At 46.3% G+C, this 23,565-nt stretch carries 35 protein-coding genes and 1 pseudogene; 25 read left to right on the top strand and 11 right to left on the bottom strand.

The genetic code is table 11. From position 1 onward, the window contains the following. Nucleotides 1–122: 122 nt before the first annotated feature. Nucleotides 123–383, top strand: a complete 261-nt coding sequence (locus QZ176_RS01605) for a hypothetical protein (protein ID WP_295150714.1) — start codon at nt 123–125, stop codon at nt 381–383. A gap of 139 nt (nt 384–522) precedes the next feature. Here the strand turns inward: QZ176_RS01605 and QZ176_RS01600 are convergent, their stop codons facing one another. The 6 genes from QZ176_RS01600 to QZ176_RS01580 form a co-directional block, all read right to left on the bottom strand. Next, nucleotides 523–1,410 carry a hypothetical protein gene (locus QZ176_RS01600; RefSeq protein ID WP_295150711.1) on the bottom strand — a complete coding sequence of 296 codons (888 nt, stop codon included), beginning with the start codon at nt 1,408–1,410 and terminating at the stop codon, nt 523–525. 8 nt (nt 1,411–1,418) lie between these two features. Continuing rightward, nucleotides 1,419–2,156, bottom strand: a complete 738-nt coding sequence (locus QZ176_RS01595; protein ID WP_295150708.1) for a disulfide bond formation protein B — start codon at nt 2,154–2,156, stop codon at nt 1,419–1,421. Nucleotides 2,157–2,165: 9 nt separating this feature from the next. Then, on the bottom strand, nt 2,166–2,333 hold the full coding sequence (locus QZ176_RS01590; RefSeq protein WP_295150707.1) for a hypothetical protein: 168 nt from the start codon (nt 2,331–2,333) through the stop codon (nt 2,166–2,168). A 552-nt stretch (nt 2,334–2,885) separates the two neighbouring features. Next, a complete protein-coding gene (locus tag QZ176_RS01585) occupies nt 2,886–3,509 on the bottom strand; it encodes a helix-turn-helix domain-containing protein (protein WP_295150704.1) in 624 nt (207 codons plus the stop codon). Further along, nucleotides 3,497–3,583: a hypothetical protein gene (locus tag QZ176_RS10395; protein WP_365951405.1), complete on the bottom strand. Its 87-nt coding sequence runs from the start codon at nt 3,581–3,583 to the stop codon at nt 3,497–3,499. Before QZ176_RS10395 ends, QZ176_RS01585 begins: the two co-directional genes overlap by 13 nt. Before the next feature lie 34 nt (nt 3,584–3,617). Next, on the bottom strand, nt 3,618–3,761 hold the full coding sequence (locus QZ176_RS01580; RefSeq protein ID WP_295150701.1) for a hypothetical protein: 144 nt from the start codon (nt 3,759–3,761) through the stop codon (nt 3,618–3,620). A 128-nt stretch (nt 3,762–3,889) separates the two neighbouring features. On the opposite strand from QZ176_RS01580, the gene QZ176_RS01575 reads away from it, so the two are divergent. The 8 genes from QZ176_RS01575 to QZ176_RS01540 all read left to right on the top strand — a co-directional run bounded on the left by QZ176_RS01575 (nt 3,890) and on the right by QZ176_RS01540 (nt 10,748). Continuing rightward, on the top strand, nt 3,890–5,035 hold the full coding sequence (locus tag QZ176_RS01575; protein ID WP_295150698.1) for an iron-containing alcohol dehydrogenase: 1,146 nt from the start codon (nt 3,890–3,892) through the stop codon (nt 5,033–5,035). A gap of 227 nt (nt 5,036–5,262) precedes the next feature. After that, on the top strand, nt 5,263–6,129 hold the full coding sequence (locus tag QZ176_RS01570; RefSeq protein ID WP_295150696.1) for an AraC family transcriptional regulator: 867 nt from the start codon (nt 5,263–5,265) through the stop codon (nt 6,127–6,129). 226 nt (nt 6,130–6,355) lie between these two features. Then, a complete protein-coding gene (locus QZ176_RS01565) occupies nt 6,356–7,204 on the top strand; it encodes an aldo/keto reductase (protein ID WP_295150694.1) in 849 nt (282 codons plus the stop codon). A gap of 10 nt (nt 7,205–7,214) precedes the next feature. Beyond that, nucleotides 7,215–8,336: an alpha/beta hydrolase gene (locus QZ176_RS01560; protein WP_295150691.1), complete on the top strand. Its 1,122-nt coding sequence runs from the start codon at nt 7,215–7,217 to the stop codon at nt 8,334–8,336. A gap of 26 nt (nt 8,337–8,362) precedes the next feature. Continuing rightward, a complete protein-coding gene (locus QZ176_RS01555; protein ID WP_295150689.1) occupies nt 8,363–8,593 on the top strand; it encodes a hypothetical protein in 231 nt (76 codons plus the stop codon). Between the two features lie 79 nt (nt 8,594–8,672). After that, nucleotides 8,673–9,548 (top strand): alpha/beta hydrolase, encoded by an 876-nt coding sequence (locus QZ176_RS01550; protein ID WP_295150686.1) that lies wholly within the window; start codon nt 8,673–8,675, stop codon nt 9,546–9,548. 15 nt (nt 9,549–9,563) lie between these two features. Then, a complete protein-coding gene (locus QZ176_RS01545) occupies nt 9,564–10,133 on the top strand; it encodes a flavodoxin (protein ID WP_295150684.1) in 570 nt (189 codons plus the stop codon). Nucleotides 10,134–10,301: 168 nt separating this feature from the next. Further along, nucleotides 10,302–10,748 carry a cupin domain-containing protein gene (locus QZ176_RS01540; protein ID WP_295150682.1) on the top strand — a complete coding sequence of 149 codons (447 nt, stop codon included), beginning with the start codon at nt 10,302–10,304 and terminating at the stop codon, nt 10,746–10,748. A 67-nt stretch (nt 10,749–10,815) separates the two neighbouring features. Here the strand turns inward: QZ176_RS01540 and QZ176_RS01535 are convergent, their stop codons facing one another. Both QZ176_RS01535 and purM read right to left on the bottom strand, forming a co-directional pair. Beyond that, nucleotides 10,816–11,175 carry an Imm10 family immunity protein gene (locus QZ176_RS01535; RefSeq protein ID WP_295150680.1) on the bottom strand — a complete coding sequence of 120 codons (360 nt, stop codon included), beginning with the start codon at nt 11,173–11,175 and terminating at the stop codon, nt 10,816–10,818. A gap of 45 nt (nt 11,176–11,220) precedes the next feature. After that, nucleotides 11,221–12,204 (bottom strand): phosphoribosylformylglycinamidine cyclo-ligase, encoded by a 984-nt coding sequence (gene purM, locus QZ176_RS01530; protein ID WP_295150677.1) that lies wholly within the window; start codon nt 12,202–12,204, stop codon nt 11,221–11,223. A gap of 73 nt (nt 12,205–12,277) precedes the next feature. Between purM and coaE the strand changes: the two genes are divergently transcribed. The 3 genes from coaE to dapF all read left to right on the top strand — a co-directional run bounded on the left by coaE (nt 12,278) and on the right by dapF (nt 14,992). Beyond that, nucleotides 12,278–12,952 carry a dephospho-CoA kinase gene (gene coaE / locus QZ176_RS01525; protein WP_295150674.1) on the top strand — a complete coding sequence of 225 codons (675 nt, stop codon included), beginning with the start codon at nt 12,278–12,280 and terminating at the stop codon, nt 12,950–12,952. Between the two features lie 66 nt (nt 12,953–13,018). Further along, nucleotides 13,019–13,939: a tetratricopeptide repeat protein gene (locus QZ176_RS01520; protein ID WP_295150671.1), complete on the top strand. Its 921-nt coding sequence runs from the start codon at nt 13,019–13,021 to the stop codon at nt 13,937–13,939. A gap of 174 nt (nt 13,940–14,113) precedes the next feature. Next, on the top strand, nt 14,114–14,992 hold the full coding sequence (gene dapF, locus QZ176_RS01515; RefSeq protein ID WP_295150668.1) for a diaminopimelate epimerase: 879 nt from the start codon (nt 14,114–14,116) through the stop codon (nt 14,990–14,992). A gap of 860 nt (nt 14,993–15,852) precedes the next feature. Here the strand turns inward: dapF and QZ176_RS01510 are convergent. The 3 genes from QZ176_RS01510 to QZ176_RS01500 all read right to left on the bottom strand — a co-directional run bounded on the left by QZ176_RS01510 (nt 15,853) and on the right by QZ176_RS01500 (nt 17,874). Beyond that, a complete protein-coding gene (locus tag QZ176_RS01510) occupies nt 15,853–16,017 on the bottom strand; it encodes a hypothetical protein (RefSeq protein WP_295150667.1) in 165 nt (54 codons plus the stop codon). Between the two features lie 106 nt (nt 16,018–16,123). Then, the gene (locus QZ176_RS01505) at nt 16,124–16,459 is read right to left on the bottom strand and encodes a hypothetical protein (RefSeq protein ID WP_295150665.1); all 336 of its coding nucleotides are present in this window, start codon (nt 16,457–16,459) and stop codon (nt 16,124–16,126) included. An 83-nt stretch (nt 16,460–16,542) separates the two neighbouring features. Further along, nucleotides 16,543–17,874 carry a hypothetical protein gene (locus QZ176_RS01500; RefSeq protein ID WP_295150664.1) on the bottom strand — a complete coding sequence of 444 codons (1,332 nt, stop codon included), beginning with the start codon at nt 17,872–17,874 and terminating at the stop codon, nt 16,543–16,545. A 280-nt stretch (nt 17,875–18,154) separates the two neighbouring features. Here QZ176_RS01500 and rpsJ point away from each other — a divergent pair, with 280 nt between their 5' ends. The 13 genes and pseudogenes from rpsJ to rplX all read left to right on the top strand — a co-directional run bounded on the left by rpsJ (nt 18,155) and on the right by rplX (nt 23,563). Then, entirely contained in the window at nt 18,155–18,466 is a 312-nt protein-coding gene (gene rpsJ, locus QZ176_RS01495) for a 30S ribosomal protein S10 (RefSeq protein ID WP_005869011.1), read from the top strand. 11 nt (nt 18,467–18,477) lie between these two features. Next, nucleotides 18,478–19,056, top strand: a complete 579-nt coding sequence (rplC, locus tag QZ176_RS01490) for a 50S ribosomal protein L3 (protein ID WP_295150660.1) — start codon at nt 18,478–18,480, stop codon at nt 19,054–19,056. Continuing rightward, a complete protein-coding gene (gene rplD / locus QZ176_RS01485) occupies nt 19,053–19,667 on the top strand; it encodes a 50S ribosomal protein L4 (protein WP_005869006.1) in 615 nt (204 codons plus the stop codon). Before rplC ends, rplD begins: the two co-directional genes overlap by 4 nt. Nucleotide 19,668: 1 nt before the next feature. Next, nucleotides 19,669–19,950, top strand: coding sequence for a 50S ribosomal protein L23 (locus tag QZ176_RS01480; RefSeq protein WP_295150658.1), 282 nt, complete (start codon nt 19,669–19,671; stop codon nt 19,948–19,950). 1 nt (nt 19,951) lies between these two features. Continuing rightward, nucleotides 19,952–20,782, top strand: a complete 831-nt coding sequence (gene rplB, locus QZ176_RS01475) for a 50S ribosomal protein L2 (RefSeq protein WP_295150655.1) — start codon at nt 19,952–19,954, stop codon at nt 20,780–20,782. A 2-nt stretch (nt 20,783–20,784) separates the two neighbouring features. Further along, a complete protein-coding gene (rpsS, locus tag QZ176_RS01470) occupies nt 20,785–21,066 on the top strand; it encodes a 30S ribosomal protein S19 (RefSeq protein WP_005869002.1) in 282 nt (93 codons plus the stop codon). A gap of 9 nt (nt 21,067–21,075) precedes the next feature. Beyond that, nucleotides 21,076–21,387 (top strand): annotated as a pseudogene (rplV, locus tag QZ176_RS01465) (50S ribosomal protein L22); the annotation flags it as partial. A 21-nt stretch (nt 21,388–21,408) separates the two neighbouring features. Then, the gene (gene rpsC, locus QZ176_RS01460; protein WP_005868997.1) at nt 21,409–22,104 is read left to right on the top strand and encodes a 30S ribosomal protein S3; all 696 of its coding nucleotides are present in this window, start codon (nt 21,409–21,411) and stop codon (nt 22,102–22,104) included. A gap of 2 nt (nt 22,105–22,106) precedes the next feature. Further along, a complete protein-coding gene (rplP, locus tag QZ176_RS01455) occupies nt 22,107–22,532 on the top strand; it encodes a 50S ribosomal protein L16 (RefSeq protein ID WP_005868996.1) in 426 nt (141 codons plus the stop codon). Then, nucleotides 22,519–22,701 (top strand): 50S ribosomal protein L29, encoded by a 183-nt coding sequence (rpmC, locus tag QZ176_RS01450; protein ID WP_005868995.1) that lies wholly within the window; start codon nt 22,519–22,521, stop codon nt 22,699–22,701. The genes rplP and rpmC overlap by 14 nt, the downstream gene beginning before the upstream one ends. A gap of 9 nt (nt 22,702–22,710) precedes the next feature. Next, nucleotides 22,711–22,962, top strand: coding sequence for a 30S ribosomal protein S17 (gene rpsQ / locus QZ176_RS01445; RefSeq protein ID WP_295150651.1), 252 nt, complete (start codon nt 22,711–22,713; stop codon nt 22,960–22,962). After that, the gene (rplN, locus tag QZ176_RS01440; RefSeq protein ID WP_005868993.1) at nt 22,962–23,330 is read left to right on the top strand and encodes a 50S ribosomal protein L14; all 369 of its coding nucleotides are present in this window, start codon (nt 22,962–22,964) and stop codon (nt 23,328–23,330) included. The genes rpsQ and rplN overlap by 1 nt, the downstream gene beginning before the upstream one ends. Then, nucleotides 23,330–23,563, top strand: a complete 234-nt coding sequence (rplX, locus tag QZ176_RS01435) for a 50S ribosomal protein L24 (protein ID WP_005868992.1) — start codon at nt 23,330–23,332, stop codon at nt 23,561–23,563. Before rplN ends, rplX begins: the two co-directional genes overlap by 1 nt. Nucleotides 23,564–23,565 lie beyond the last annotated feature (2 nt).

The raw sequence follows: 23,565 nt of genomic DNA, 5'->3' as shown, positions 1-23,565 counted from the left end.
TTTAAGCGCAAAACGGGATTTAAATTTCATCCGCGGCGCGATCGCAGGGATAAAATTTAGTCTACTGCAAGCGCAAGCGATAAAATTTCATCGGCGCTGCGAAACAAAAACAAAGAGGGCAAATGGACGGTAAAATTCCTGCGTACGATGCGCACGGCGATCAAAGAAAGGTGCGAATGAAAAGGCGAATTTTCTCCGAACTGGGCGGCTTCGTGATATACGAGCCCGCGCTGCTCGCGCACTATCTGGATAAGCACGGGCTTGCGAGCGGCGATGTTCTTGCTTATTTTACGCAGACCGAGCACGGGGGCGCGGTTACAGAAGAGGGGATCGCAGTGCCGATATCGGGCGTCCGCAGCTTTAAAATTTCACAGCACTTATAATCCATATATAATGACGCTGGAATTTAGCGGCACTAATGTATTTTTTTAGAAGCCAATGTTTAATCAAAATTTTATAATTTTAGATGTGGAATTTGCGTTTAAATCAATTAAATTTAAGCCGCCAAAGACGGCTTAAATTTCATTTCTCAAAAACAAAAACTTTATTCGCTCCGTTTTCTCTAGACGCGACGTAAAATTTTCCATCCTTGACAGCTAGCGCATGCGCGTCGCTCGCGCCTTCAAAGCTATAAATCTCCACGATCTTTCTGCTGCGCGGATCAAGCTTTAGGATGCTTGAGTATTGCTTCGAGAGTAGATAAACAAACTCGCCTTGCGCATCCATACCCGTGATATAGTAGTCGTTTATGTCCCTGCCGTCTTTTACGCCGAGAGCCTCATCGAAGCTCGGCACGAACTCGCTCGAGAGTAGATTGTCGGCGTCGCTAAAGCTCGCCACGCTCCAGCTTTGCTTTATGTTATCTGGCACGCTAGCGACAAAAAACTCGCCGTAGAAATCCGAGTGATCCCACGAAAGGATGAACTGCTGTTTGGCGCGCACAGTGGAGTAGCGGTCCTTGAAATCGAGCGTGAAATTTTCGTATCCGTCGTGCAGATAGCGCCACGCTTTGTTTGCTTCCTCTTTGCTTTGGTTCGGTGCGGGCTTGAAAAACTCATAGGTTTTATTATAGCTCATGAGCCCTACCGAGCCTTTAAAAAAGCTCGCTGCGACGGTTTCTTCCATCTGCATTATCCAATCGGGCGTGCTTCGTAGATAGCTTTTTACGGTTTTTAGCTCGCCGTCCATTTCGTAGAGCTCGAATTTTAGCGTACCGAGCAAGAAGCTTCCGCTCGCCGCGTCGTAGTCAAGCCCCGTGACGGGATTATTGTTGTTTAAATTTAGCGTTATCTCGCCGCTTTTGCGTAGAGGCGTTAAATTTGTCACTGCGCCATCCGCAGGATTTAGATTAAACTCGCCGCCAAACGCCAGTGTGGCGCACAATAGGGTCAAATTTAGAAATCTTTTCATCTTCAGCCTCACTTCGGTAAATTCGGTAGTTTTGGATTCCAGCTTTCGCGAAAATCAATTTCGGTTTCTTCCCAGTGATCAAGCTCCCAAAACCACTTTGACGGATCGATGCTCATGCGCGAAGGCGTCGCGGAGGCTAGATAGGGCGGCGGGCCTGCGGTGATAAAGGCCTGCACGCAGTTAAAAGCCATAATGATCGCAAAGACCGCAACTGCAACTTTGCCTAGCGCAAATTTGGGTAAAACCGCGCCGTATGCGCCCTCTTCGCTTTTTTGCATTATTTTACCTACGTTTTTGCCTAGCAGCAAAATCACGCCCAAAAATATAATGACGCAAAAATGCACCACTACGACCCAAAACTGCGTGTGCGCGCCTAAAATTTCGAGCCCGAAGCCCTGCTTTATGTCGAGGTATCCTCCGCCCGTGCCGTCTAGGCTGTAATGCAAAAAGCCGTCGTATAGCCCAAGGCATGCTAAAAAGAGGATTACGGCTAGGTATTTGACAGCAAATCCGTATCTAACGATCAGCAAAGCCACGAATGAGATCGCTACCATGCAAAATCTCTCGTGCCAGCACATGATGCAGGGACTATCGCCCATACCAAAGCCCAAAACAAGGCATGCGATACCTACGGGCAAAGCGATGAGAGCGAGTGCCGCGAGGGCGAAAAGATTGAAAAATCGCTTTTCATCTTCGCCCCAGCTCGGCAAATTTTCGGAGCCGTTCGCGAAATTTTGATTTTCCATTACTCGCTCCTAAAAATTTCCCATAGGCACGACGGCAAATTTATTCACCCACGCCATCATGATGACGAGTATAGCGATACCCGCGATACCAAAGCCCATAACTGCGCGCTTTTTCTCAGGTCTAAACCACAACAAAAGGCCCGCGACGAGAAACATCAGAACCATTAAAAATTCCATATTTTCTCCTTTCTTACTGAAATTTAATATCGTAAAAATATTACTATTTTGCTTATTAGACGCATATTAAAAATTGTGTTTTTATCAGTGTAAATAAATTTTTTATGAAATTTTATGATACTAAAATAGCTATTTTTAAGAAAATTTTTTCTATTTTAGCTTGATTTAAATTTATTTAAAAAGTTTCGATTGACTTGATTTTGCCTATGCGGGTCGCGTGATAAAACGCCACACGATTGAAATTATAAAATTTAGCAACAAGATGGGCAATGACTTTTAGCGTAGCAGCAAGCGAGTGGGGGCAGTTATCGTTACGGTATAGGCGCGCTTTCTTGTAGTGTGATACCCCCTTACAGCGTGCTAGCCATACTGCACGCAACTATTCTCTTGTGTCTTGGTTACCCCTCTTATGACGTGCCTATTTTTCTACCAGGCGTTTGTTTCTGTCGCGGATGCTACTTTATTGCGTAGTTATTTCGGCTTACGCTCGACATAAAATTTTTAAGATTGCCGAAGCTCATCCAAGCCGACTGTTTTAATTTTACCTGCTTCTTAGCCTCGAAGCGTCTGCGCGTGAGCTTTAGGCGGCATGCCGAATATCCTCGCGTACTCCCTGCTGAATTGCGACAGGCTTTCGTATCCGACGTCAAAGGCCGCTTGAGAAGCCGTGCTATCGCTATTTTGCAAGATATATCTAGCTTCCTGCAGTCTAATGCGCTTTTGAAAATCAAGTGGGCTTAGCGCGGTAATTTTTTTGAAATTATGGTAAAACGACGACGGACTAATGCCGAGCTCGGCCGCCAACTCGCGCATGTTGATCGGCTCTTTGAAGCGGCTTTTAATTTCCCTCATTGCGCGCGCGATGGAGTTTTCCGTCGTGCCCTGCATAACGAAGCGGCTGAGAAATCCCCCGGCGCCGCTCAAGATCAGCGTGTATAAAATTTCTTTTATCGCTAGCCGCCCGAGGTGCTTTAGGCTCGCAGGCTCCCGCCGTAGCAAAGAGATGAGCCTAGAAACGGCGTCCGCGATCTCGTAGCTCATATCGCCGAAGTATAGGCTGCTTTCAAGTCTGCCCGCGCGGCTCTGCCTCTCTATCACCTTTAGCGCTTCAAGAATGTCCTCGCTTTGAAATTTAATGCTTACCGATAGAAGCGGGTAGTGCTCTACTCGCCCCAAAGCGGCAGGCCGTTTGCGCAAAGTAGGAATTTTTGCGTGTCGTAGCGATACTGCTTGCCGCTAAATTCTACCATTTTGCCGCCGCGCAGGCGCAAGCACACGTTAGGCTTATAGATCGTCGCGATGAAGTCTGGGGCTTTTTTGACGGTAGAAGCTAAGCGCCTCTATAGGCGTCTGAACGTGTCCGTAGGTGGGATATAGCTCATCTGCGATCTTTGCGGCTTCTTTTAAAATTTTATCCACTTCGTTCATCTAAGCTCCTTTAAATTTACGCGGGTTATATTTAAATTTGCACGATTAGGCAAGGAATTTGTAGTATCGTGCTACCGCAAAATTTTAAAAAAGGCTATAATTTAGCAACTTTATTTCAAGGAGAAAAGATGACAAATTTTAGTTTTTGCAACCCCGTGAGGATAGAATTCGGCAAGGATAAAGAAAAATATATCGGGCAGTATATGAAGGAAGCGGGTGCGAAAAAAGCTCTCGTACTATACGGCAGCGAGCGCGTGCGAAAGAGTGGCCTGATGGACGTGGTGGAGAGCAGCTTAAAGGCAAGCAGTATAGAATTTACCCAGCTTGGCGGCATAAAATCAAATCCCGTGTTAAGTAAAGTAAATGAAGCGATCAAGCTCGCTAAAGAATTTGGCGCCGATAGCGTGCTTGCTGTGGGCGGCGGAAGCGTGCTGGACTCGGCGAAAGCCGTAGCCGCGGGCGCCTGCTACGAGGGCGACGTGTGGGATTTTTTCACCGGCAAAAGCCCGAGCGCCGCGCTTAAAATTTTTGACATCATCACCCTTGCCGCGACGGGCTCGGAGATGAACTGCGGCGGCGTGGTGACTAAGGAGCAGACCAAACAAAAATACGCGATCAGCGCACCGTGTCTATACCCGAAGGTCTCGCTCATAAACCCGCAGCTGCAAGCAACCGTCAGCCGCGAGTATCTCGTATATAGCGCGAGCGACATCATCGCGCACAGCATCGAGGGGTATTTTACCGCTAGCGTCCACCCAGACATCGTTCGAGCCTATATCGAAGCCAACATCAAAACCGTCATCCGCACGACTGAAATCCTGCTCGCAGATCCGAGCGATTATGACGCGCGCGCCGAGTTTGCGTGGGCTGCGACGATGGCGCTAAACGGACTAACCTACGTGGGCGTAGGCGGCTTCGGCTATCCGAATCATATGATCGAGCATGCGATGAACGCGGTCGTGGACTGCGCTCACGGAGCTGGTCTTAGCGTGGTAATGCCTGCGTGGATGAGGTGGTATAAAGATAGGAATTTAAGCGCGTTTGAGCGTTTTGCTCGTGAAATTTTTGACCTTAAAAGTGCGAATGAAGGCATTGCGGCACTTAAGGCGTGGTTTGATAAGATCGGTACGCCTACTAGCCTCGCGCAGCTTGGCATCGAAGGCAAGGTGCTAAATGAGGTCATAGACGTAGCCGCGACAAACGCTAAAGCGTGGAATATGACGGAGCTTTACAGCCGCGAAAATATCACTAAAATTCTTGAGCTGGCAAGATAAATTTAAATGGAGTAAATCGGTTTATGGCTTTAGCTCCTTGCTTTGACTTTTGATTTTCGGACGGTCGTTAAATCGTCCGAATTTGTTATTTTGGATTGAGCTCTTTTAAATATTTGGCTAGCCGACTTTGCCTATTTACTTGCTAAATTTGAGAAAGCGGGCCGGTGGATATTCGCAGCTTGCTATTTTATAAATTTTGCTAAAATTCAAAAAATCAAGGAGGCACAATGAGCAAGATAGATGAAATTTGTAAGTATTTGGACGCTAAATTTAGCTCAGACGGCAAGATACAAAGCGATATAAAGGAGCTATTTGTCTACCGAGCAAGCGTGCCGACCGAGTTTTTAACCGGCGTTTACGAACCGGCGCTTTGCATGGTTTTTAAAGGCTCAAAACTGGCCAAAGTCGGTAATGATTTTTACGAGTACGATGAGCAGCGCTATCTGCTAGCCGCTACGCATATCCCCGCCGTTGCAAAGATCAAAGGCTGCCCGTATCTAGCTATAAAGATCAACTTTGAGCTAGAGGATATCTTGGGCGTGATCGAGAGTATAGGCGGCGCCGAGAGCAAAAAGGGCGAGTTTGCAGGGCTGGCTCTTGGGGCAGTAGATGATGAGCTGCTTGAAGCCGTATTTAAATTTATCCGTTTGCTAGAGCGTCCAAACGATGCTAAATTTTTAGCAAAGCTCGCGATAAAGGAAATTTTATACATACTCTTAAAGGGCGAAAACGGCGATTTCCTACGCCAATACGCAATGCTAGAAACCATAGAAAACCGCGTCACGCGCGCTGTCAAAGAGATAAAATCAAACTACGCCGAGGCGATAAATATCGAAAATTTAGCCAAAAAGCTCGGTATCAGCGCATCGTCGCTCTATCATAACTTCAAGCGTATTACGGCGCTTAGTCCGCTTCAGTTTCAAAAAAAGATCCGTCTCGAAGAGGCAAAAAATCTCTTGATAAATCAAAATTTAGACGCCGCAGAGGCTGCATTTGCCGTCGGTTACGCGAGCCCTTCGCAGTTTAATAGAGAGTACTCCAGGATGTTTGGCATGCCTCCTAAGGCGCACGTCTTAGCCATAACGGGCGCTTAAATTTAGTGCGGGCAGGTCTGCTGCCCTCTCATTGATTTTATTTCACAAACTTCTTTGTCTAAATTTTATATTTTGGACCAGCTTAACTACAAATTTTGATCTAAATTTTGCATTTTTTATAACATTTGCAGAAATAGGCAATGATTTTGTAGGATCGTTCTACCTCTTTTTTTTAAAAACTGCTATAATCATTTCAGTTTAAAAATAAAAATTGCAAGGAGCAAAAATGCAGTATTTAACCTTAAACGACGGTAACAAAATGCCGATTTTAGGCTACGGAGTCTATCAGGTGGAGTCTGCGGAGGCTCAAAGATTTGTTGAGGACGCAATTAGCGTGGGCTACCGCCTCATTGACACTGCGCAGTCTTATCGCAACGAAGAGGGCGTTGGTGCGGCGGTTAAAACGGCGATAGCCGGCGGCGTGAAACGCGAGGAGCTGTTTATCACCACAAAGCTTTGGGTGAGCGACGTAAGCGAGGATAGAGCGCTAAAAGCCTTTGATGCGTCGATGAAAAAGCTAGGGCTTGATTATCTCGATCTGTATCTCATCCATCAGCCATATAGCGACACCTACGGCGCGTGGCGAGCGATGAGTAGGCTTAAAAAAGAGGGTCGCATCCGTTCTATCGGCGTTAGCAACTTCTACGCTGATCGGATCGTCGATCTGTGCGAAAACAGCGGCGTCATCCCTGCGGTAAATCAGCTTGAGTGTCATCCATTTTTTCAGCGTGAAGCGTTAAAGCGCGTGCTTGATGGCTACGGCATAGCGTTTGAGTCGTGGGCTAGCTTTGCCGAGGGTAAAAACGATATATTTAAAAACGCCGTACTAAGCGGTATCGGTGAAAAATACGGCAAAAGCTCGGCTCAAGTTATTTTGCGCTGGCTAATTCAGCGCGGTATCGCCGTCATTCCAAAAAGCGTAAAAATCGAGCGAATGAGGCAGAATTTCGATATTTTTGATTTTGCGCTTTCGCCTGATGATATGGCCGCTATCGCTGCGCTGGATACAGGCAAGACGCTATTTTTCGATCACCGCGACCCGCAATGGGTCAAAAGACTAAATAACTATAAATAAGGAGCAAGCAATGAAAAGACGTGATTTTATGAAAATTTCAGTAGGAGGAGCAGTAGCTATGAGCAGTTTAAATGCAAAAGAAAACAATGCTGGCGAGAGGGTAGAAAAACTCAAAGTCCCATTAGCCAACCCGAGCAAAGAGGCTGCCGCAAATGCGGCTAAAAATCCGTTCGGCCTGGTTTACGGCGACGCGATAAGCAAAAACGAGGCGGGCAAGGTAAATTTGACGCCGGTAAGCTATAAATCTCGCGGCTTAGATATCGCGGCCAACGTCTATACGCCCGCAAATTTTGATCCTAACAAGAGTTACGCGGCCATCGTCGTGGCGCATCCAAACGGCGGTGTGAAGGAGCAGACAGCGGGTCTCTATGCACAGCGCCTAGCGGAGCTTGGCTACGTCACGATCGCCTTTGACGCGGCTTATCAGGGCGCTAGCGGGGGCATGCCGCGCTGCGTCGATACGCCTGCAAACAGGATCGAGGATATCCGCGCGGCAGCCGATTTTTTGCTTAAATTTAAAGGCGTAGATCGCGACCGTATCGGAGTGCTAGGCATCTGCGGAGGCGGCGGATATACGCTAAAAGCCGCGCAGACTGATAAAATTTTCAAAGCCGTGGCAACGCTAAGTGCTTTTGATAGCGGACTAGCTAGGCGAAACGGCTTTTTGGACGCGCAAATTTCGACTATCCAGCAACGACTAAAAGACGCTAGCGACGCACGCGCCAAAGAGGTGCTAACGGGCGAGGTTGAATACGTGCCGGATCCAAATTTAACCGACGAGGAGATAGCCAAAATCACCAACGATCTTTACCGCGAGGGGCTAAAATACTACCACCGCACGCACGCGCATCCAAACTCCACCTTCGCCTACACCAAAAGCAGTCTGCTAGATCTCATGAACTTCGACGCTGCGAGCAATATGGATCTAATCAATCAGCCGCTTTTGATGATGGTAGGCTCCAAAGCCGACAGCGCCTATATGAGCGAGCGAGCTTTCGCGGGCGCTAGCGGTACGCAGAAGAAGGAGTACTTTAAGATAGACGGAGCGCTACATATTGACACTTACTATAAGCCCGAATACGTGGACGTCGCGATGAAAAAGCTAGCCCAGTTTTACGGAGAAAATTTGTAAAAACGAATAAAAACAAAGGGTATGCGGTGAAAATTTTTAGAATTGTTTTAGCTATTTTATTCGCTTTAAATTTAAGCTCGGCAAAGGAGCAAGCGATGATAAATTTTAACGAGCTTCCGCACGCGGCAAAGCTTAGCGGGGCGCTTAGCAACAAACAGCTAGCGCTCGTTAGCGTGGCTGCTTATGCGGCGGCTGGCGGTGCGGACAAACTAAAAGTCGCGCTGCAAAACGCAAGAGATGCCCTAAAAAGTCTTTAGCGGTTTTTGGTTATAGGGGTTAAATTTGAAAAAGTTTTTGATTTCGGCGCTATTTGCGGCGGCGTTAGCAGGAGGGCAAATGAACGATAATTTTACAAAAGAGAGTAAAATTTCAGACGTCGTCCATGATGCGGCGTTTGGTGATTACGGCAGGCTGCTTTTTCCTACAGATGCTGGTTACTTTAACGGCGGTAGGCTCGGCGAGCTAAATTTGACGTGGTACGAGCATATCGATGCCGATAAAACGGTTGAAATTTTAAACTATCTAAAAGATCGCGCCAAAGCCGGCAAGCAGGTATTTTACGATATTTACTCAAATACCGAAAAAGCCGCCGATCCACGCAAAAATGATACTGGGCTTTTTTATTTTAAAGGCGAGCGGGGCAAGCCGTTTGCAGTGGTGGTCGCCGGAGGCGGCTTTGCCTATGTGGGCGCGATGCATGATAGTTTCCCGCACGCGCTTGAGCTTTCTAAAAAGGGCTACAACGCCTTTGCGTTGATCTACCGCCCAGGCGCTAGGAGCGGGGCGCAAGACCTTGCTCGTGCGATTAGCTTTATTTTTGAGCATGCAAAAGAGCTTGAGGTGGGAGCGGAGTTTTATTCGCTGTGGGGCGGCTCGGCCGGAGCTAGGCTTGCGGCGATGCTGGGAAGCTACGGCACGCAGGCTTTTGAGCAGGGCTCGCATCCGCGACCTGCAGCCGTGATAATGCAATATACGGGCTATTCGGATTTTACGCGAAACGATCCGCCGACCTTTGCCGTCGTTGGCGAAAACGACTGGATCGCAAGCCCCGGCGTGATGGAGAGACGGATACGAAATTTAGCCGCTACGGGCGTTAAAACGCAGTTTCGTAGCTACGCAAATTTAGGTCACGGATTTGGCTTAGGCACCGGCACGGCAGCACAGGGCTGGCTGGATGAGGCGGTCAAATTTTGGCAAGAACAGATGAGATAAAGGAAAGAAAATAAAATGAAAAAATTAAGCAAAATAATGGCTGGAGCGCTTGCTATGTGTTCATTCGCGGCGGGCGAAAGTGCAGCAGGAAATATAAAATTTGAGCCCCAAAAGACGCTCGTAGTCTATTTTTCAGCAGGCGGCAATACGGCTAGAGCGGCAAATTTAATAGCACAAAATTTAGGTGCTAAGATAGTTGAACTAAAGCCCGTGCAGCCCTACACGAACGCTGATCTAAACTACAACGATCCAAAAAGTCGCGTTAGCCGAGAGCATGATGATACGTCGCTTAGGAGCGTACCGCTAACTAACGCTAAAATCCCCGGCTGGGAGAGCTACGAGGCTATTTTCGTGGGCTATCCGATCTGGTGGCACGATGCTGCGTGGCCGGTTGACGAATTTATAAAAAACAACGATTTTAGCGGCAAAAAGGTGATCCCGTTTTGCACCGTTTATAGCTCCGGGCTTGAAAATAGCGATAAAAATTTAGCCAAGAAAGCAAACGGCGGCGAGTGGCTAGCGGGGAAGTACTTCGGCGAGAGAGCAAGCGAAAAAGAGATAAAAGAGTGGCTTGCGAAATTTTAGGCGAGCTCACACTTTGGCTTTAAATTTGTGATTAAATTTAAAGCGAGCATAATGAAAGATAAAAATAAACGCTAAATTCTTAAAATTTTGAGTTTAGCGGCGATGGCGTGGGCATTAAATTTAAGCGCGCAAGAGAGCATTGCGAAAAATATAAATAAAGGAGAAAAGATGCAGGAAAAGCAAGTTTTGGTTAAAAAGGAAAATCTCGCTGCCTATGACAAGGTGAGTGATAAAATTTTTGCAGGCGGGCTGCCGAAGGTCACGCTGCTTTTCGGCGCGACGCCTTACTCAAATGCAGGAGCAGCGCTAGTGCATTTTCCACGCGGAGTACGCACGGCATGGCATACGCATCCTGCGGGGCAAAATTTAATCGTAACGCAGGGTAAAATTTACACCGGTACGGCGGACGGAATCGTGCAAATCGCTCACCCGGGCGACGTAGTGCTTTGTCCGCCGGGCATCAAACACTGGCATGGAGCCGGACTGCACGAAGACGGCGAGCACATCGCGGTAACCTTTGAAAAGGACGGCAAAAACGTAGCATGGATGGAGCATCTAAGCGAGGACGAGTATAAAAGCCTCATCGAAAAAGCGGACGCAAAGAATGCGGAGTAAGTATCCTCCAGATAGAATTTACGGCAGTCGCCAGGCAAATTTTGCGTGCCGTTAAGCGCATTTAAATTTACCCCTCGATGCTGAGCAGATCGCCGAAAATTTCTTTACAATACTGCATGAAGCGCTTGGGAATTTTAACGCCGCTGATATCCACGGTGATGACGCTGTCTTGGATCTCAAAAACGATAAGCTCGCTAGTGATTTTCACAGCCTTACAGCCGTTATAGCATACGTCGCCGTTGCACTCTGCGTATAAGCCGTTATGCAGTGCGTCTGCGTCCTCGTACCGCCCGAGCTTGATCGGTCTTTGAAAAAGCAGATAGTTCTTATAGTCGTACTTGTCGTCCGCAAGGCCTATCATATAATAATTATCAGCGCTGTTTTTGGAAGCTGTCGCAATACCGGCTTTAAAATTTAGTCTAAACATAAATTCTGCTTTGGCAAAAAAGCGGCAAATTTTACCGCTTCAAATTTACACGAGCTGCACGCCTCTGCCTTTTACAACCTCGCCGATAACGTAGCCATCGGTATTTGCTAGTACGAAAGCTACGTTTTCTTTCGGAGCTACGACGATCATGCCTACGCCCATGTTAAACGTTCTCATCATCTCGGCGGGCTCGACCTTCTGCGCGATGATTTTAAAGATTTCGGGCGTGCGGATCGCGGCATGCTCGATCTTCGCACCCAGCCCCTCCGGAAATACGCGCGGTAGATTTTCCACGATGCCGCCGCCCGTGATGTGCGCGAGCGCGTGGATCTTGTCTTTTAAATTTAAAAAGTCGGCGACGTAAATTCTAGTCGGCTCCAAAAGCACATCGATGAGCGCGCGATCGCCCACTTTGTCGTCAAATTTTAGCTCCAGCTCGGCGACCACTTTTCGCGCGAGCGAGAAGCCGTTTGAGTGCAGACCGCTGCTAGGAAGCGCGATGAGTACGTCGCCCTCGCGGACAAATTTTGAACGGTCGATCTCGTCCTCTTCGGCGATACCCACGGCAAAGCCTGCAAGGTCGAAGTCGCCCTTCTCATACATCGAGGGCATCTCCGCCGTCTCGCCGCCGATCAGCGCGCAGTGGGCGAGTTTGCAGCCCTCGGCGATGCTTTTTACGACCTCTTTGGCATCGCTGATTTCAAGCTTTGCCGTCGCGTAGTAGTCGAGGAAAAACAGCGGCTCGGCAAAGTTGCAGATGAGATCATTTACGCACATTGCGACGAGATCCTGCCCCACGCCGTCAAATTTGCGCGCGTCGATCGCGAGCCGCAGCTTTGTGCCCACGCCGTCGGTAGCGCCTAGGATCGCGGGCTTTTTGTAGCCCGCAGGCAGCCTCACCGCGCCGCTAAACGAGCCGATACCGCCCAAAACGTGCGGAGTTTGCGTCGCTTTTACGAACGGTTTTATCGCGTTTACGAAGTCGTTTCCCGCGTCTATATCGACGCCCGCGTCTTTGTAGCTTATCAAATTTTATCCTCCAAGATGGTATAATTTCGTAGATTTTAGCTAAAATCGAATAAAAACGCTATAAAGGCCCACCTTGAAATTTAAACACGCCATCGTCATCACGGGCAGCATCGGCAGCGGCAAGAGCGCGGTTTGCGAACTGCTTGCCGGGCTCGGATTTGAGATCATCGATGCCGATAAGATTTCGCATGACGTTTTGGATCGCTGCGCCGCGCAGGTGGCTGAAATTTTCGGCTCGCAATACGTCGTGCAAAAAGACGCGCAGGCCGAAAATTTAGGCTTGCATCCGGAATTTCGCGTTAGTTCAGGCGAGGAAATTTCGTCCGCCACCTGCGCCTCGGTAGATCGAAAAAAGCTAGGCGAGCTGGTGTTTAAAAACCCTACGGAGCTTGCAAAGCTTGAAGCGCTGCTGCATCCAAAGATAACGGCTGAAATTTTATCGCAGGCGCAGGCTTTGGAGGCAAAAGGAAGGCTTTATTTTGTCGATATTCCGCTATTTTTCGAGGGCAAGAGATATGAGTTTTTTGACAAAGTAGCGGTCGTTTATGCGCCTAAAGATACGCTGATCGCGCGCGTGATGAAGCGAAACGGGCTTAGCTACGACGCTGCAAAACACCGCGTGGAGCTACAAATGGATATCGAGCAAAAGCGCGCTATGGCGGACTTTGTGATAGATAACGGAGGCGATCTTGCCGCGCTTAAGATTGCGGTGGAGAGATTTTTAAAAGAGCTAAAAGATAAAATTTAGCCCTTTGCGCTAGACTTCGTAAAATTTCTACGCAAATTGAGATGAGTTGAAAATAAAGGAGAGATGATGAGGATCGGTAGCCGCGCCCAAAGCGGCACTAAATTTCAAAATTTTAAAAGTGCGCCGCTTAAAGAGCGGTTAAAATTTATGGCGCGAGCGGTTTTGCTCTCCGCGCTGTTTGCGACGGGCGCTGCGGCAGAGATCGACGATCTAAGGAAGGGCTGCGCCGCGGGGAGCGAGATGGATTGTAAAAAACTAAGCCGCGTGATAAATGAGCTACAGCGCAACTGCGACGCCGGCGGCGAGGAAAACGCGCTGGATTGCGCAAATTTGGGCTATGCATACGACTCAAATAGAAGCTTCGGGCAGGCCGCGCGCTATTACGACAGGGCGTGCAAGCTCGGCGAGCAGAAGGGCTGCGTCTATTTGGGGCTGCTCTACAACGACGGGCAGGGGGTGGCGCAGGATCGCAAGAGGGCGAATGAGCTTTTCAGCGATGCTTGCAAGAAAAACAGCAGCGAGGGGTGCGCGAGCCTTGCATACAACTATAAAAAGGGGCTCGGCGTCTATCCCGACGTGAAAAAGGCGATCGAGCTTTTGATTAAGGCTTGCAAGATGGGGCAGGTAGAGGCGTGCCATAACCTAGGGCTTAGCTACGCTCTCGGCGAAGGCGTGAAAAAGGACGCGGACAGGGCCAGGACATTTTTTACGAGGGCTTGCGAGCAAGGATACGTGGATTCGTGCGTAAATTTGGGCGTTACGTATTTCAAAGGCGACGGCGGGCAAAAGGATCACGCGCTTGCTGCGAAGTATTTTAGCGAGGCGTGCGAGAGAAGCGACGAGCCGCTAGCCTGCTCAAATTTGGCGTATCAATACGAAAAGGGCTGGGGCGTGACGAAAGATAAAAAGAGGGCGCGCGAGCTTTATGAAAAAGCTTGCAAGCTCGGAAGATTTGATGCTTGCGAGTACTTAAAAGCTATGAGATGAGACCTAACATCAAGCGTAAAAAGCACACGATAAATAAACTAACCAATGAGGGCGAGTTAGTAAAATATCTCTCGGAATAGCCCAAAACAAGCGGCAGGCTTAAATTTAAATAGAGATAAATTTTAATAAAGCGTTAGCGAATGTTAGTAATTTTAAAAATTTGCGAGGTAGATGATGAAAATTTCAAAATATAATGCGAGCGGCAACGATTTCGTGATCTTTACGGACTCGGTTAAAGAAGATAGATCCAAGCTGGCGCGCGAGCTATGCGACAGGCGCGAAGGGGTGGGCGCCGACGGGCTCATCGTCGTGCTGCCTAAATTTAACGGCATAGATGGGATAAATTTCGAGTGGGAATTTTATAATAGCGACGGCAGCACCGCCGATATGTGCGGCAACGGCTCGCGCGCGGTATGCATGTATGCGTATGAGAATTTTTTGGCCGCGCAGAGTATGAAATTCCTAAGCGGCGCAGGCGTAATTAGCGGCGAAATTTTCGGTATTTTCGGCGGAAATTTGAGCGAGAGTATGCGCGGCGAGCTACGCAATGTAAGCTTCGGTGAGATTTTCAATCTGCGTCCTAACGCTCACGCGTTAGTAGCTAACGTAGAGGTAATGTTAACTCATCCTAAGCGCCTTGGCGAAAGCTTTGAGGAGGCAGGGCTAACGTGGTATTTTTATAACACAGGAGTGCCGCACTTGGTAACTTTTGTTAGCGATTTAAATGAGTTCGACGCCGCGCTAGCCCGCGATCTGCGTGAAAAGTATAACGCTAACGTTAATTATGCGTTAGTTCAAAGTCGCCTCGCAAGCAAAATTTTAAAAGTGCGCACCTTTGAGCGTGGCGTAGAAGCCGAAACTCTCGCATGCGGTACGGGGATGGCAGCATGCTTCATCGCAGGCGTCGAAAATATGGGGCTAGCTCCCGATATCCGCGTGATACCTGCAAGCGGCGAAATGCTAAATTTGCGCTTAGGAGATGGAGGTAAAATTTACTTTCGCGGCGACGTTAGGCATACTTTCGATGGCGAATTTATCGGATACGTGGAGTAGGCAGGGCGAAATTTCGAGCCAGTTTGCGCGAGAATCCGTGAAATTTTCGAGTGCGATTTATGCAAGATTTCGCTTTTCGCTCCGTTTTATAAAATAATAGATTTACAATACGACATTGGAATTTTAAAATTTTATGATGATGAAATTTTAGAATTTTCGGGGATGGTTTGGGTGAGAATTTTAATTGCGAAGTAAAATTTGCCGTCTCATTGCAAAATTTAATTCCTAAATCTCGGAATTTTATGAAATAAAATTTTAAAATTTTGGTGCGCGGAATTTTACTACTAAGTTTGAAATTTTTTGATTGAATTCTGCACTTGCATTGCGCCAATTTAGGCTTCTGCGGAATTTAAGCGTTATAGCGTTATAAAATTTACGCTCTAACCCGCTCATTTGGTTTATGATTTTTGCTGCCACCGCAAAAAATCCGCCTTGTTCGCACAAGTGAAATTCCGTCGCATTTGCACGAGCGAAATCCGCCACTAATAGCAGAAAGCGTGGCATCAAGCGCAAATCCTCGGCGCGGATAAATCTATCATTGACGATAAAGGCTGGATTTGTAGATGCGGCAATTCTTGAAGCGCAGTAGAATTTACTAACGACGATAAAAGCATAGTGCCGTTATGGCGAAATTTAAATTTGCGCCCGCCGAATTCCGTCGCGCCGTCATTTTGTCGTTTAAATTTTTAAATTCCATCCGCGTCGGTTTTGCCGAAACTAGGCGTAAAATCTGATGATTAACTCTCTGGCGAGCGCTAAAATCACGACGAAGATTGTAAATTTTAATAAAGATTTTTGTCGCATTGTGACGAGCATAGCGATGCCAAATAAAACGAGCGCAATATCTAAAAATGTATCTTTCATGAGCTTAATTGAAATTTAATCAAAATGCTAAGTATGATAAGAAGTATTATAAAGCGCAAGATTGAGCGCATGGAGGATAGATCGCCAAATTCTTTGTCATATTCCTTTTTTACCTCCCACTCAGCTTTCCATGCGAACATTTTTACTATAAAATCTAGCATTTTCATCTCCTTTTTTTAAGGTGAGTCGCATAAAAACGAAATTTTGTCGCGCCACGTGAAATTAAAGAATTCTATCTAATCGGCGCTTAAAATTTTTAATTTTGGGCTATTTGTCGGCGTTTTGGACGAGGGCTTTTTCGTATTTTTCGATAAAGCTTCGCCCTGACTCGCATAGGCGGTAGATGAAAATCTTCGACGCCTTGCCCGCGTCAAGCCCCGTATCCTTAATGCTTTCGCGCTGCAGATAACCCCAGTTTTTATGAATTATGTCAAGAGTCGATTTGATCGAGGTGTAGTTGCGCCCACTCGCAGCTGCGAATTCGTTCACGGGCCTCATAAACTCTGCATCGCTTTGCTTATTGCGACACAAAAGCCCATCTTCGCCTTGCGATTCGACCAGTTTTAGCGTTTCATAAATGAGTTTATCTTTTAATTTGATCATCGGCTTTCCCTTGCATAATTGATATGGGTTTGCCAAAATTATATCATAAAATTTGTATTTTTATGATATGAGATGTCAATAAATCAGAAGCTAAGCACGAATTCATGAAACGGCACGACATCGCAGCGAATACCCTCAATCTCGAGCCTACCGGAGTTTGTCATAGAAACGACTTTTAAGCTCGTGATGCCGAGCCTCTTGAGCACGCTTAAAATTTTACGAAATTTTAAAAAGATAATGTCCGCGTCGCTGAAAGGAATGACGAGAACCCCCATCTTTATAGCAGGCAGGTAAAAATCCAGCTCTTTTGTGTAAAAAATCGGCGTATTTAGCCCCAAAAGCTCGCAGAAAAGGATGTTGGCAAATTTTTTAGTGAAGTCCTTTTTGCTTGTTAAAATTTCGCGCATATTAAAATGCGAAAAATATAGCTTTTTTGCGCGCGTAGGTTCGCCAGCTTTGCTTAAAAATCTGATGAAATTTTCCCGCTCAAGTTTGGCGATAGTGCCGTATACGGCGTCTTTGGATATTTTGATGCGCGGCTTTAGCGCGGTGTAAATTTTATTTGCGCTAAATGCGGCGTGGACGAAGCTTAGGCACTCTTTGAGGATTAAAATCTCCGTGCGGCTAAAGTTTGCCGTAAGCAGCCTCTGCTCGAATTCTAAGATTTCGGCAGGCGCCATGAAGGGGTTTTTTGCGCCGCCGCCTTGGGCTAAAAACGCCGAAATCATCGAGTTTATCTCGTTGTGGCGCTTGTCGAAGGCAATAAATTCCTCAAACGAAAGCGGCAAAAGCTCAAGCCGCTCAAAGCCTGGCAGAATAAGCTCTCTATCGCGCGTAGAGATGATAAAACGCTTTAAATTTAGCCCTTCGGCGAAGCTTTGAAGCGATGAAATTTCAAAATCTGCACTACTGAAATTATCTAAAAAAAGCGATGAAATTTGCTCGTTGGCGGCTAAAAATTCTTTGATCTCGCGGAAGAAATTCTCGCTCCTGCTTTTTGCGCTGTAGAACTCCGCATTTTTTGCATTGTTTGAGCCATTTGCGCTTGCGTTTTTTGTATCTGTATTTTTTACGGCGGCGCGATAAAATTCTTCTATATCCGAAATATCCGCGCCAAGTGTAGCTTCTCCGTTTATTTCATGCTCGTTTACTTCGCTAGCCTTTGTATTGTCCGCACTATTTCTAGCCGCAAAAATTGCATCACTCGCTACCGCCTCTTCAAGGCGTAGATCGGCTAAATTTAGATATAAAATTTCGTCTTTTTTAAGTTCTGAAATTTCATTTTTCAGCACGGCGCTTTTGCCAGAATTTAGCACTCCATAGATTATGGTTTTGGGCGAGTCTATACCTCTTTTGCGCGGGATAAAGCCCATAAATTCCGGCGGATTTTCGTAAAAAAATTTCAGATCATTCATAGTGGATATTTTAAAATTTTCCTTATTAAAAGGAAATAAATCTGAAAAATCCTATGAAATTTTTATATCTATTTTAAATTTATCTAAAAATTTTTGTATTGAAAATTTCCAGCACTCTAAAAATTTTCTAAATTCTATATATTTTTCCTTATTAAAAGGAAATATTTCCATAAAATTTGGCTATTTTCTTGACAAAGCCGGAGCGCTTTTATATAATGTGCGTCTTTTGTTTGAAACAAAGGGTCGCGCGTTGCGACAAGTTCTTTATTAAGGAAAAGTGATGCAAAAAATTAGGTTAAAACTCAAGGCTTATGACCATCGAGTTTTAGATCGCACAGTTTCGGCTATCGTTGAAGCCGTAAAAAGAACAGGTGCGGACGTCAGAGGTCCCGTGCCGATGCCTACGAAGATTAAACGCTACACCGTTTTAAGATCTCCGCACGTAAATAAAGACTCCAGAGAGCAGTTTGAGATGAAAATTCACGCTCGTATGCTAGACATCGTAGCGGCTACGCCAGATACGGTTGATTCGCTAACTAAGCTTGATTTGGCTCCGGAAGTCAACGTCGAAGTTCATGCGATGGGCAAATAAGGGGTACAACAATGGAATATATTGTAGAAAAAATAGGTATGAGTAGGACGATCGACACGAGCAGCACGCCCGTGACGCTTTTACGACTTATCAATACCAAAATTTGCGAAGTTTGCGATGAGAAAAAAGCTATCGTAGCCTACGCAGACGGCAAAGCGCACAACAAAGCTATCGCCGGAATTCAAAAGAAATATAGCCTAAGCAAGGAATTTAATAAATTTGCGACTCTAAGCTTAGAAAATGCCGAGCTTGGCGATCAAAATTTAGATGTTTTGAGCGAAGCCAAGATCGTCAAAGTAAGCTTTAAATCCAAGGGTAAAGGTTATCAGGGCGTTATTAAGCGCCATGGCTTTGCAGGCGGTCCTGCAGCGCACGGCAGCCGCTTTCACCGAAGACCGGGCTCGATCGGCAACTGCGAGTGGCCGGGTCGCGTTCAGCCTGGTATGAGGATGGCGGGACACACTGGAAATGAAACGATCACCGCTAAAAACGAAGTCGTAAGCTTTGATGCCGAGAATAAAATTTTAGTGCTTAAAGGCTCGGTTCCTGGATTTAACGGCGCAATGGGCAGAATAAGGATAGTAAAATGAGTAAAGTAAGCGTGCTTAACGAAAAACTAGAAAAAGCAAGCGAAATTGAAATCCCTGCGAAATTTTCGGAGGTTAATTCGCACAATCTATATTTGTACGTCAAATCTTACCTTGCTTCGCTTCGTGCAAATACGGCTAACGCTAAAACTCGCGCCGAAGTTAGCGGCGGCGGCAAAAAACCGTGGCGACAAAAGGGTCGCGGTGGCGCACGTGCGGGCTCAACCAGAACCAATGTCTGGGTAGGCGGCGCGGTCGCATTCGGTCCGACTAATGAGCGAAATTACGAGCAGAAGGTTAATAAAAAGCAAAAACGACTTGCGCTGGAATTTGCTATCAATGAGAAAGCAAACGAGGGTAAAATTTTTATCTTCGACGATTTGGAGCTAAAAAGCGGCAAAACTAAAGACGCGGCAAATTTTATTAAGAAACTAGGCGTTAGAGATGCGCTGATCGTTAAAAACGAGCTAGACGCGCAAACTCTTTTGGCCTATAGAAATCTTAAGAATTGCTATGTCATCGATGCAAGCGAGGTCAATGCTTACCTAATCGCAGTTTACGGCTCAGTCGTATTCGAAAAAGCGGCATTTGAATCAATAGTGAAAGAGGACTAAAATGGCAGATATAACAGATATCAAAACGATCCTTTATACGGAAAAGTCTCTCGGTCTTCAAGAAAACGGCGTGGTCGTTATCCAAACTAACCCGTCAGTTACGAAAAACGGACTAAAGAGCGTTTTAAAAAACTATTTCGGGATTACTCCGCTAAAGATAAATTCTTTAAGACAGGACGGTAAAGTAAAAAGATTTAAAGGCAGGACTGGCGCTAGAAACGATGTGAAAAAATTCTACGTCAAACTACCTGAGGGTGCAAGCCTAGAAAGCGTGGAGGCGTAAAATGGCGATTAAAACTTATAAACCGTATACTCCAAGTAGAAGATTTATGACCGGGCTTAGCAGCGAGGATATCACTGCAAAAGCTAGCGTTAGAGGTTTGCTTGTTAAAATTCCTGCCGCAGCCGGAAGGAACAATAACGGTCGCATTACCAGCCGCCATAAACAAGCTGGAGCTGCTAAACTTTATAGAATCATCGATTTTAAGCGAAATAAATTCGGCGTTGCTGGCAAGGTCGAGGCGATCGAATACGATCCGAATCGCAACTGCCGTATCGCATTGATCTCATACGCAGACGGCGAGAAGCGTTACATTATCAAGCCTAACGATCTTAAAGTGGGTGACGTAGTAACTGCTGCCGAGGGCGGATTAGATATTAAACCCGGCAATGCTATGAAGATGAAAAACATCCCTGTGGGAACTATTCTGCATAATATCGAGTTAAAGCCAGGCAAAGGCGCTCAAATGGCACGTAGTGCCGGAGGTTATGCTCAGCTTATGGGCAAAGAGGAAAAATACGTCATTTTACGTCTGCCTAGCGGCGAGATGAGAAGAGTGCTTGCAGAGTGCATGGCCAGTATCGGCGTAGTGGGTAACGAAGAGTGGGCAAACGTCGTCATCGGTAAAGCCGGACGTAACCGCCACAGAGGTATCCGTCCTCAAACCAGAGGTTCTGCGATGAATCCGGTCGATCACCCGCACGGCGGTGGCGAGGGTAAGAAAAACTCCGGTCGCCATCCGGTAACTCCGTGGGGTAAACCGACGAAGGGCTATAAAACTCGCCATAAAAAAGCGAGCGATAAGCTTATAATTTCAAGAAGGAAAGGAAAATAAAAATGGCTAGATCGCTAAAAAAAGGTCCTTTCGTAGATGATCACGTAATGAAAAAAGTCGTTGCGGCAAAGAAAGCCGGCGATAACAAACCGATCAAGACTTGGTCGAGGCGAAGCACGATCGTGCCTGAAATGATCGGACTTACGTTTAACGTTCATAACGGAAAGAATTTTATCCCGGTTTACGTCACCGAGCATCATATCGGTTATAAATTAGGCGAGTTCGCTCCTACGCGCACTTTCAAGGGCCACAAAGGCTCCGTGCAGAAAAAGATCGGCAAGTAAGGATAGAATATGAGTAAATCAACTATTAAATTTGTTCGTCTTTCGCCGACAAAAGCAAGACTTATCGCGAAGCAAATTCAAGGCATGAATGCGGAATTTGCCCTTGCTACTTTGGAATTTACGCCTAATCGCGGCGCGAAATATATCGCTACGGCGATTTCAAGCGCGGTCGCAAACGGCGGCTTTGAGCCTGAAGAGGTTGTAGTTACCAGCTGCCGAGTGGATGCGGGTCCTGTGCTTAAGAGATTTCGTCCGCGCGCTAGAGGTACGGCTAGCCGTATCCGCAAGCCTACTTCGCACATCATCGTCGAAGTAGCAAAACCAAGTAAGAAGGAAGCGTAAATGGGACAGAAAGTAAATCCGATCGGTTTAAGATTAGGAATTAATAGAAATTGGGAGTCTAGATGGTTTCCTTCTAAAGCAACGCTTTCCGAGAGTATCGGCGAGGATTACAAGATCCGCAAATTTTTAAAAGCTAAGCTTTATTATGCGGGAATTAGCCAAATTCTTATCGAAAGAACGGCTAAGAAAATTCGTGTAACGATCGTAGCCGCAAGACCGGGTATTATCATCGGCAAGAAAGGCGGCGAGGTCGAAAATTTAAGAAGCGAAGTCGTTAAGCTAGTCAATAAAGACATAGCCATCAATATCAAAGAGGAGCGCAAAGTAGGCTCGAACGCACTTTTGGCTGCGGAAAACGTAGCTATGCAGCTAGAGCGTCGCGTTGCATTCCGCCGCGCTATGAAAAAGGTCATCCAAGGCGCTCAAAAAGCAGGCGCAAAGGGAATTAAAATTTGCGTCGCAGGTCGCTTGGGCGGCGCTGAGATGGCTAGAACCGAATGGTATTTGGAGGGGCGCGTTCCGCTCCATACTCTAAGGGCTAGGATCGATTACGGCTTCGCCGAAGCGCATACGACTTACGGTAATATCGGCATTAAGGTTTGGATCTTTAAGGGTGAAATTTTACAAAAAGGCATCCAGGCTGAAAAGACCGATGATGCGCCTAAAAAAACACGCAGACCAAGAAGAGGTAAATAGTTATGTTGATGCCAAAAAGAACAAAATACCGCAAGATGATGAAAGGTCGCAATCGCGGCTACGCGACGAGAGGAAATTCCTTGACGTTCGGCGATTTCGGTATCAAAGCGGTAGAGGCGGGTAGGGTAAATTCTCGCCAGATCGAAGCGGCTCGTGTCGCGATGACGCGCTTCGTGAATCGTCAAGCTAAAATTTGGATTAAGGTATTCCCAGACAAACCGCTTACCAAAAAGCCTCTACAAACTCGTATGGGTAAAGGTAAGAGCGGCGTAGAAGAGTGGGTAATGAATATAAAACCGGGCAGGATCATTTTTGAGATGACCGGCGTTAGCGAAGAGGTTGCTAAAGAGGCGCTTATGCTTTCAATTCATAAACTACCTTTTAAAACGAAAATCGTAAGTAGGGAAAGCGAAAATGAAATATACTGATTTGAAAGATAAAGATTTGGCTGAGCTAAATTCTATGTTGAAACAAAGTAAGTTGCTTTTATTTACGGCTAGACAAAAGCTAAAAACTATGCAGCTAAGCAATCCTAACGAGATTCGCGCTATCAAAAAAGATATCGCTAGAATCAATACAGCTATTAAAGCGAAATAAGGATAGGTTATGGCATTTAAAAGAGAAATTCAAGGCGTAGTCGTAAAGAAGGCGGGCGATAAAACAGCTACCGTTTTGGTAGAGCGAAGGGTTATGCACCCTAGATATAGAAAGATCGTAAAAAGGTTTAAAAAATATCTGATCCACGATGAAAATAACATCGTAAAGATCGGTGACACCATATCTGCGATCGAGTGCAGACCACTAAGCGCTAGAAAGTCGTTTCGCTTAAAAGCGGTTTTGAAAACAGGAGTTGAATAATGATACAGAGTTTTACCAGACTTGCGGTAGCTGATAATAGCGGCGCAAAAGAACTTATGTGTATTAAAGTTTTGGGCGGCAGCAAAAGAAGATACGCTACAATCGGCGATATCATCGTTTGCTCTGTAAAAAAAGCGCTCCCTAACGGCAAGATTAAGCGCGGTCAAGTAGTAAAAGCCGTAGTCGTTCGTACGACTAAAGAGTTGCACAGAGGCAACGGCTCACTAATTAGATTCGATGAGAACGCAGCCGTTATTTTGGATTCAAAAAAAGAGCCGATCGGCACTCGTATTTTCGGTCCTATCGGTAGAGAGGTCAGATACGGCGGTTTTATGAAGATCGTTTCGCTGGCTCCGGAGGTTTTATAATGGCAGTAAAATTTAAGATTAAAAAGGGCGATCAAGTAAAGATCATTGCAGGTGACGATAAGGGCAAAACCGGCACAGTCAAAGCCGTGTTTCCTAAAAAAGCTCAAGTTATCGTCGAGGGTTGTAAAATGGCTAAAAAGGCTATCAAACCAACCGAGCAAAATCCGCAAGGCGGCTTTACAAGCAAAGAGATGCCTATGGATATTTCAAACGTTGCGTTGGTAGAGGGTTGATT

Origin of the sequence: uncultured Campylobacter sp. (genome assembly GCF_905373215.1) — a bacterium.
Classification (GTDB): domain Bacteria; phylum Campylobacterota; class Campylobacteria; order Campylobacterales; family Campylobacteraceae; genus Campylobacter_B.
Note: the sequence above shows the minus strand (reverse complement) of the source record. Positions and strands in the feature narration are given on the sequence as shown.

Coding starts and splice junctions, on each gene's coding strand:
- QZ176_RS01605 (WP_295150714.1), top strand. CDS start 123: ATGGACGGTAAAATTCCTGCGTACGATGCGCACGGCGATCAAAGAAAG.
- QZ176_RS01600 (WP_295150711.1), bottom strand. CDS start 1,410: ATGAAAAGATTTCTAAATTTGACCCTATTGTGCGCCACACTGGCGTTT.
- QZ176_RS01595 (WP_295150708.1), bottom strand. CDS start 2,156: ATGGAAAATCAAAATTTCGCGAACGGCTCCGAAAATTTGCCGAGCTGG.
- QZ176_RS01590 (WP_295150707.1), bottom strand. CDS start 2,333: ATGGAATTTTTAATGGTTCTGATGTTTCTCGTCGCGGGCCTTTTGTTG.
- QZ176_RS10395 (WP_365951405.1), bottom strand. CDS start 3,583: ATGGTAGAATTTAGCGGCAAGCAGTATCGCTACGACACGCAAAAATTC.
- QZ176_RS01580 (WP_295150701.1), bottom strand. CDS start 3,761: ATGAACGAAGTGGATAAAATTTTAAAAGAAGCCGCAAAGATCGCAGAT.
- QZ176_RS01575 (WP_295150698.1), top strand. CDS start 3,890: ATGACAAATTTTAGTTTTTGCAACCCCGTGAGGATAGAATTCGGCAAG.
- QZ176_RS01570 (WP_295150696.1), top strand. CDS start 5,263: ATGAGCAAGATAGATGAAATTTGTAAGTATTTGGACGCTAAATTTAGC.
- QZ176_RS01565 (WP_295150694.1), top strand. CDS start 6,356: ATGCAGTATTTAACCTTAAACGACGGTAACAAAATGCCGATTTTAGGC.
- QZ176_RS01560 (WP_295150691.1), top strand. CDS start 7,215: ATGAAAAGACGTGATTTTATGAAAATTTCAGTAGGAGGAGCAGTAGCT.
- QZ176_RS01550 (WP_295150686.1), top strand. CDS start 8,673: ATGAACGATAATTTTACAAAAGAGAGTAAAATTTCAGACGTCGTCCAT.
- QZ176_RS01545 (WP_295150684.1), top strand. CDS start 9,564: ATGAAAAAATTAAGCAAAATAATGGCTGGAGCGCTTGCTATGTGTTCA.
- QZ176_RS01540 (WP_295150682.1), top strand. CDS start 10,302: ATGCAGGAAAAGCAAGTTTTGGTTAAAAAGGAAAATCTCGCTGCCTAT.
- QZ176_RS01535 (WP_295150680.1), bottom strand. CDS start 11,175: ATGTTTAGACTAAATTTTAAAGCCGGTATTGCGACAGCTTCCAAAAAC.
- QZ176_RS01520 (WP_295150671.1), top strand. CDS start 13,019: ATGAGGATCGGTAGCCGCGCCCAAAGCGGCACTAAATTTCAAAATTTT.
- dapF (WP_295150668.1), top strand. CDS start 14,114: ATGAAAATTTCAAAATATAATGCGAGCGGCAACGATTTCGTGATCTTT.
- QZ176_RS01510 (WP_295150667.1), bottom strand. CDS start 16,017: ATGCTAGATTTTATAGTAAAAATGTTCGCATGGAAAGCTGAGTGGGAG.
- QZ176_RS01505 (WP_295150665.1), bottom strand. CDS start 16,459: ATGATCAAATTAAAAGATAAACTCATTTATGAAACGCTAAAACTGGTC.
- QZ176_RS01500 (WP_295150664.1), bottom strand. CDS start 17,874: ATGAATGATCTGAAATTTTTTTACGAAAATCCGCCGGAATTTATGGGC.
- rpsJ (WP_005869011.1), top strand. CDS start 18,155: ATGCAAAAAATTAGGTTAAAACTCAAGGCTTATGACCATCGAGTTTTA.
- rplC (WP_295150660.1), top strand. CDS start 18,478: ATGGAATATATTGTAGAAAAAATAGGTATGAGTAGGACGATCGACACG.
- rplD (WP_005869006.1), top strand. CDS start 19,053: ATGAGTAAAGTAAGCGTGCTTAACGAAAAACTAGAAAAAGCAAGCGAA.
- QZ176_RS01480 (WP_295150658.1), top strand. CDS start 19,669: ATGGCAGATATAACAGATATCAAAACGATCCTTTATACGGAAAAGTCT.
- rplB (WP_295150655.1), top strand. CDS start 19,952: ATGGCGATTAAAACTTATAAACCGTATACTCCAAGTAGAAGATTTATG.
- rpsS (WP_005869002.1), top strand. CDS start 20,785: ATGGCTAGATCGCTAAAAAAAGGTCCTTTCGTAGATGATCACGTAATG.
- rpsC (WP_005868997.1), top strand. CDS start 21,409: ATGGGACAGAAAGTAAATCCGATCGGTTTAAGATTAGGAATTAATAGA.
- rplP (WP_005868996.1), top strand. CDS start 22,107: ATGTTGATGCCAAAAAGAACAAAATACCGCAAGATGATGAAAGGTCGC.
- rpmC (WP_005868995.1), top strand. CDS start 22,519: ATGAAATATACTGATTTGAAAGATAAAGATTTGGCTGAGCTAAATTCT.
- rpsQ (WP_295150651.1), top strand. CDS start 22,711: ATGGCATTTAAAAGAGAAATTCAAGGCGTAGTCGTAAAGAAGGCGGGC.
- rplN (WP_005868993.1), top strand. CDS start 22,962: ATGATACAGAGTTTTACCAGACTTGCGGTAGCTGATAATAGCGGCGCA.
- rplX (WP_005868992.1), top strand. CDS start 23,330: ATGGCAGTAAAATTTAAGATTAAAAAGGGCGATCAAGTAAAGATCATT.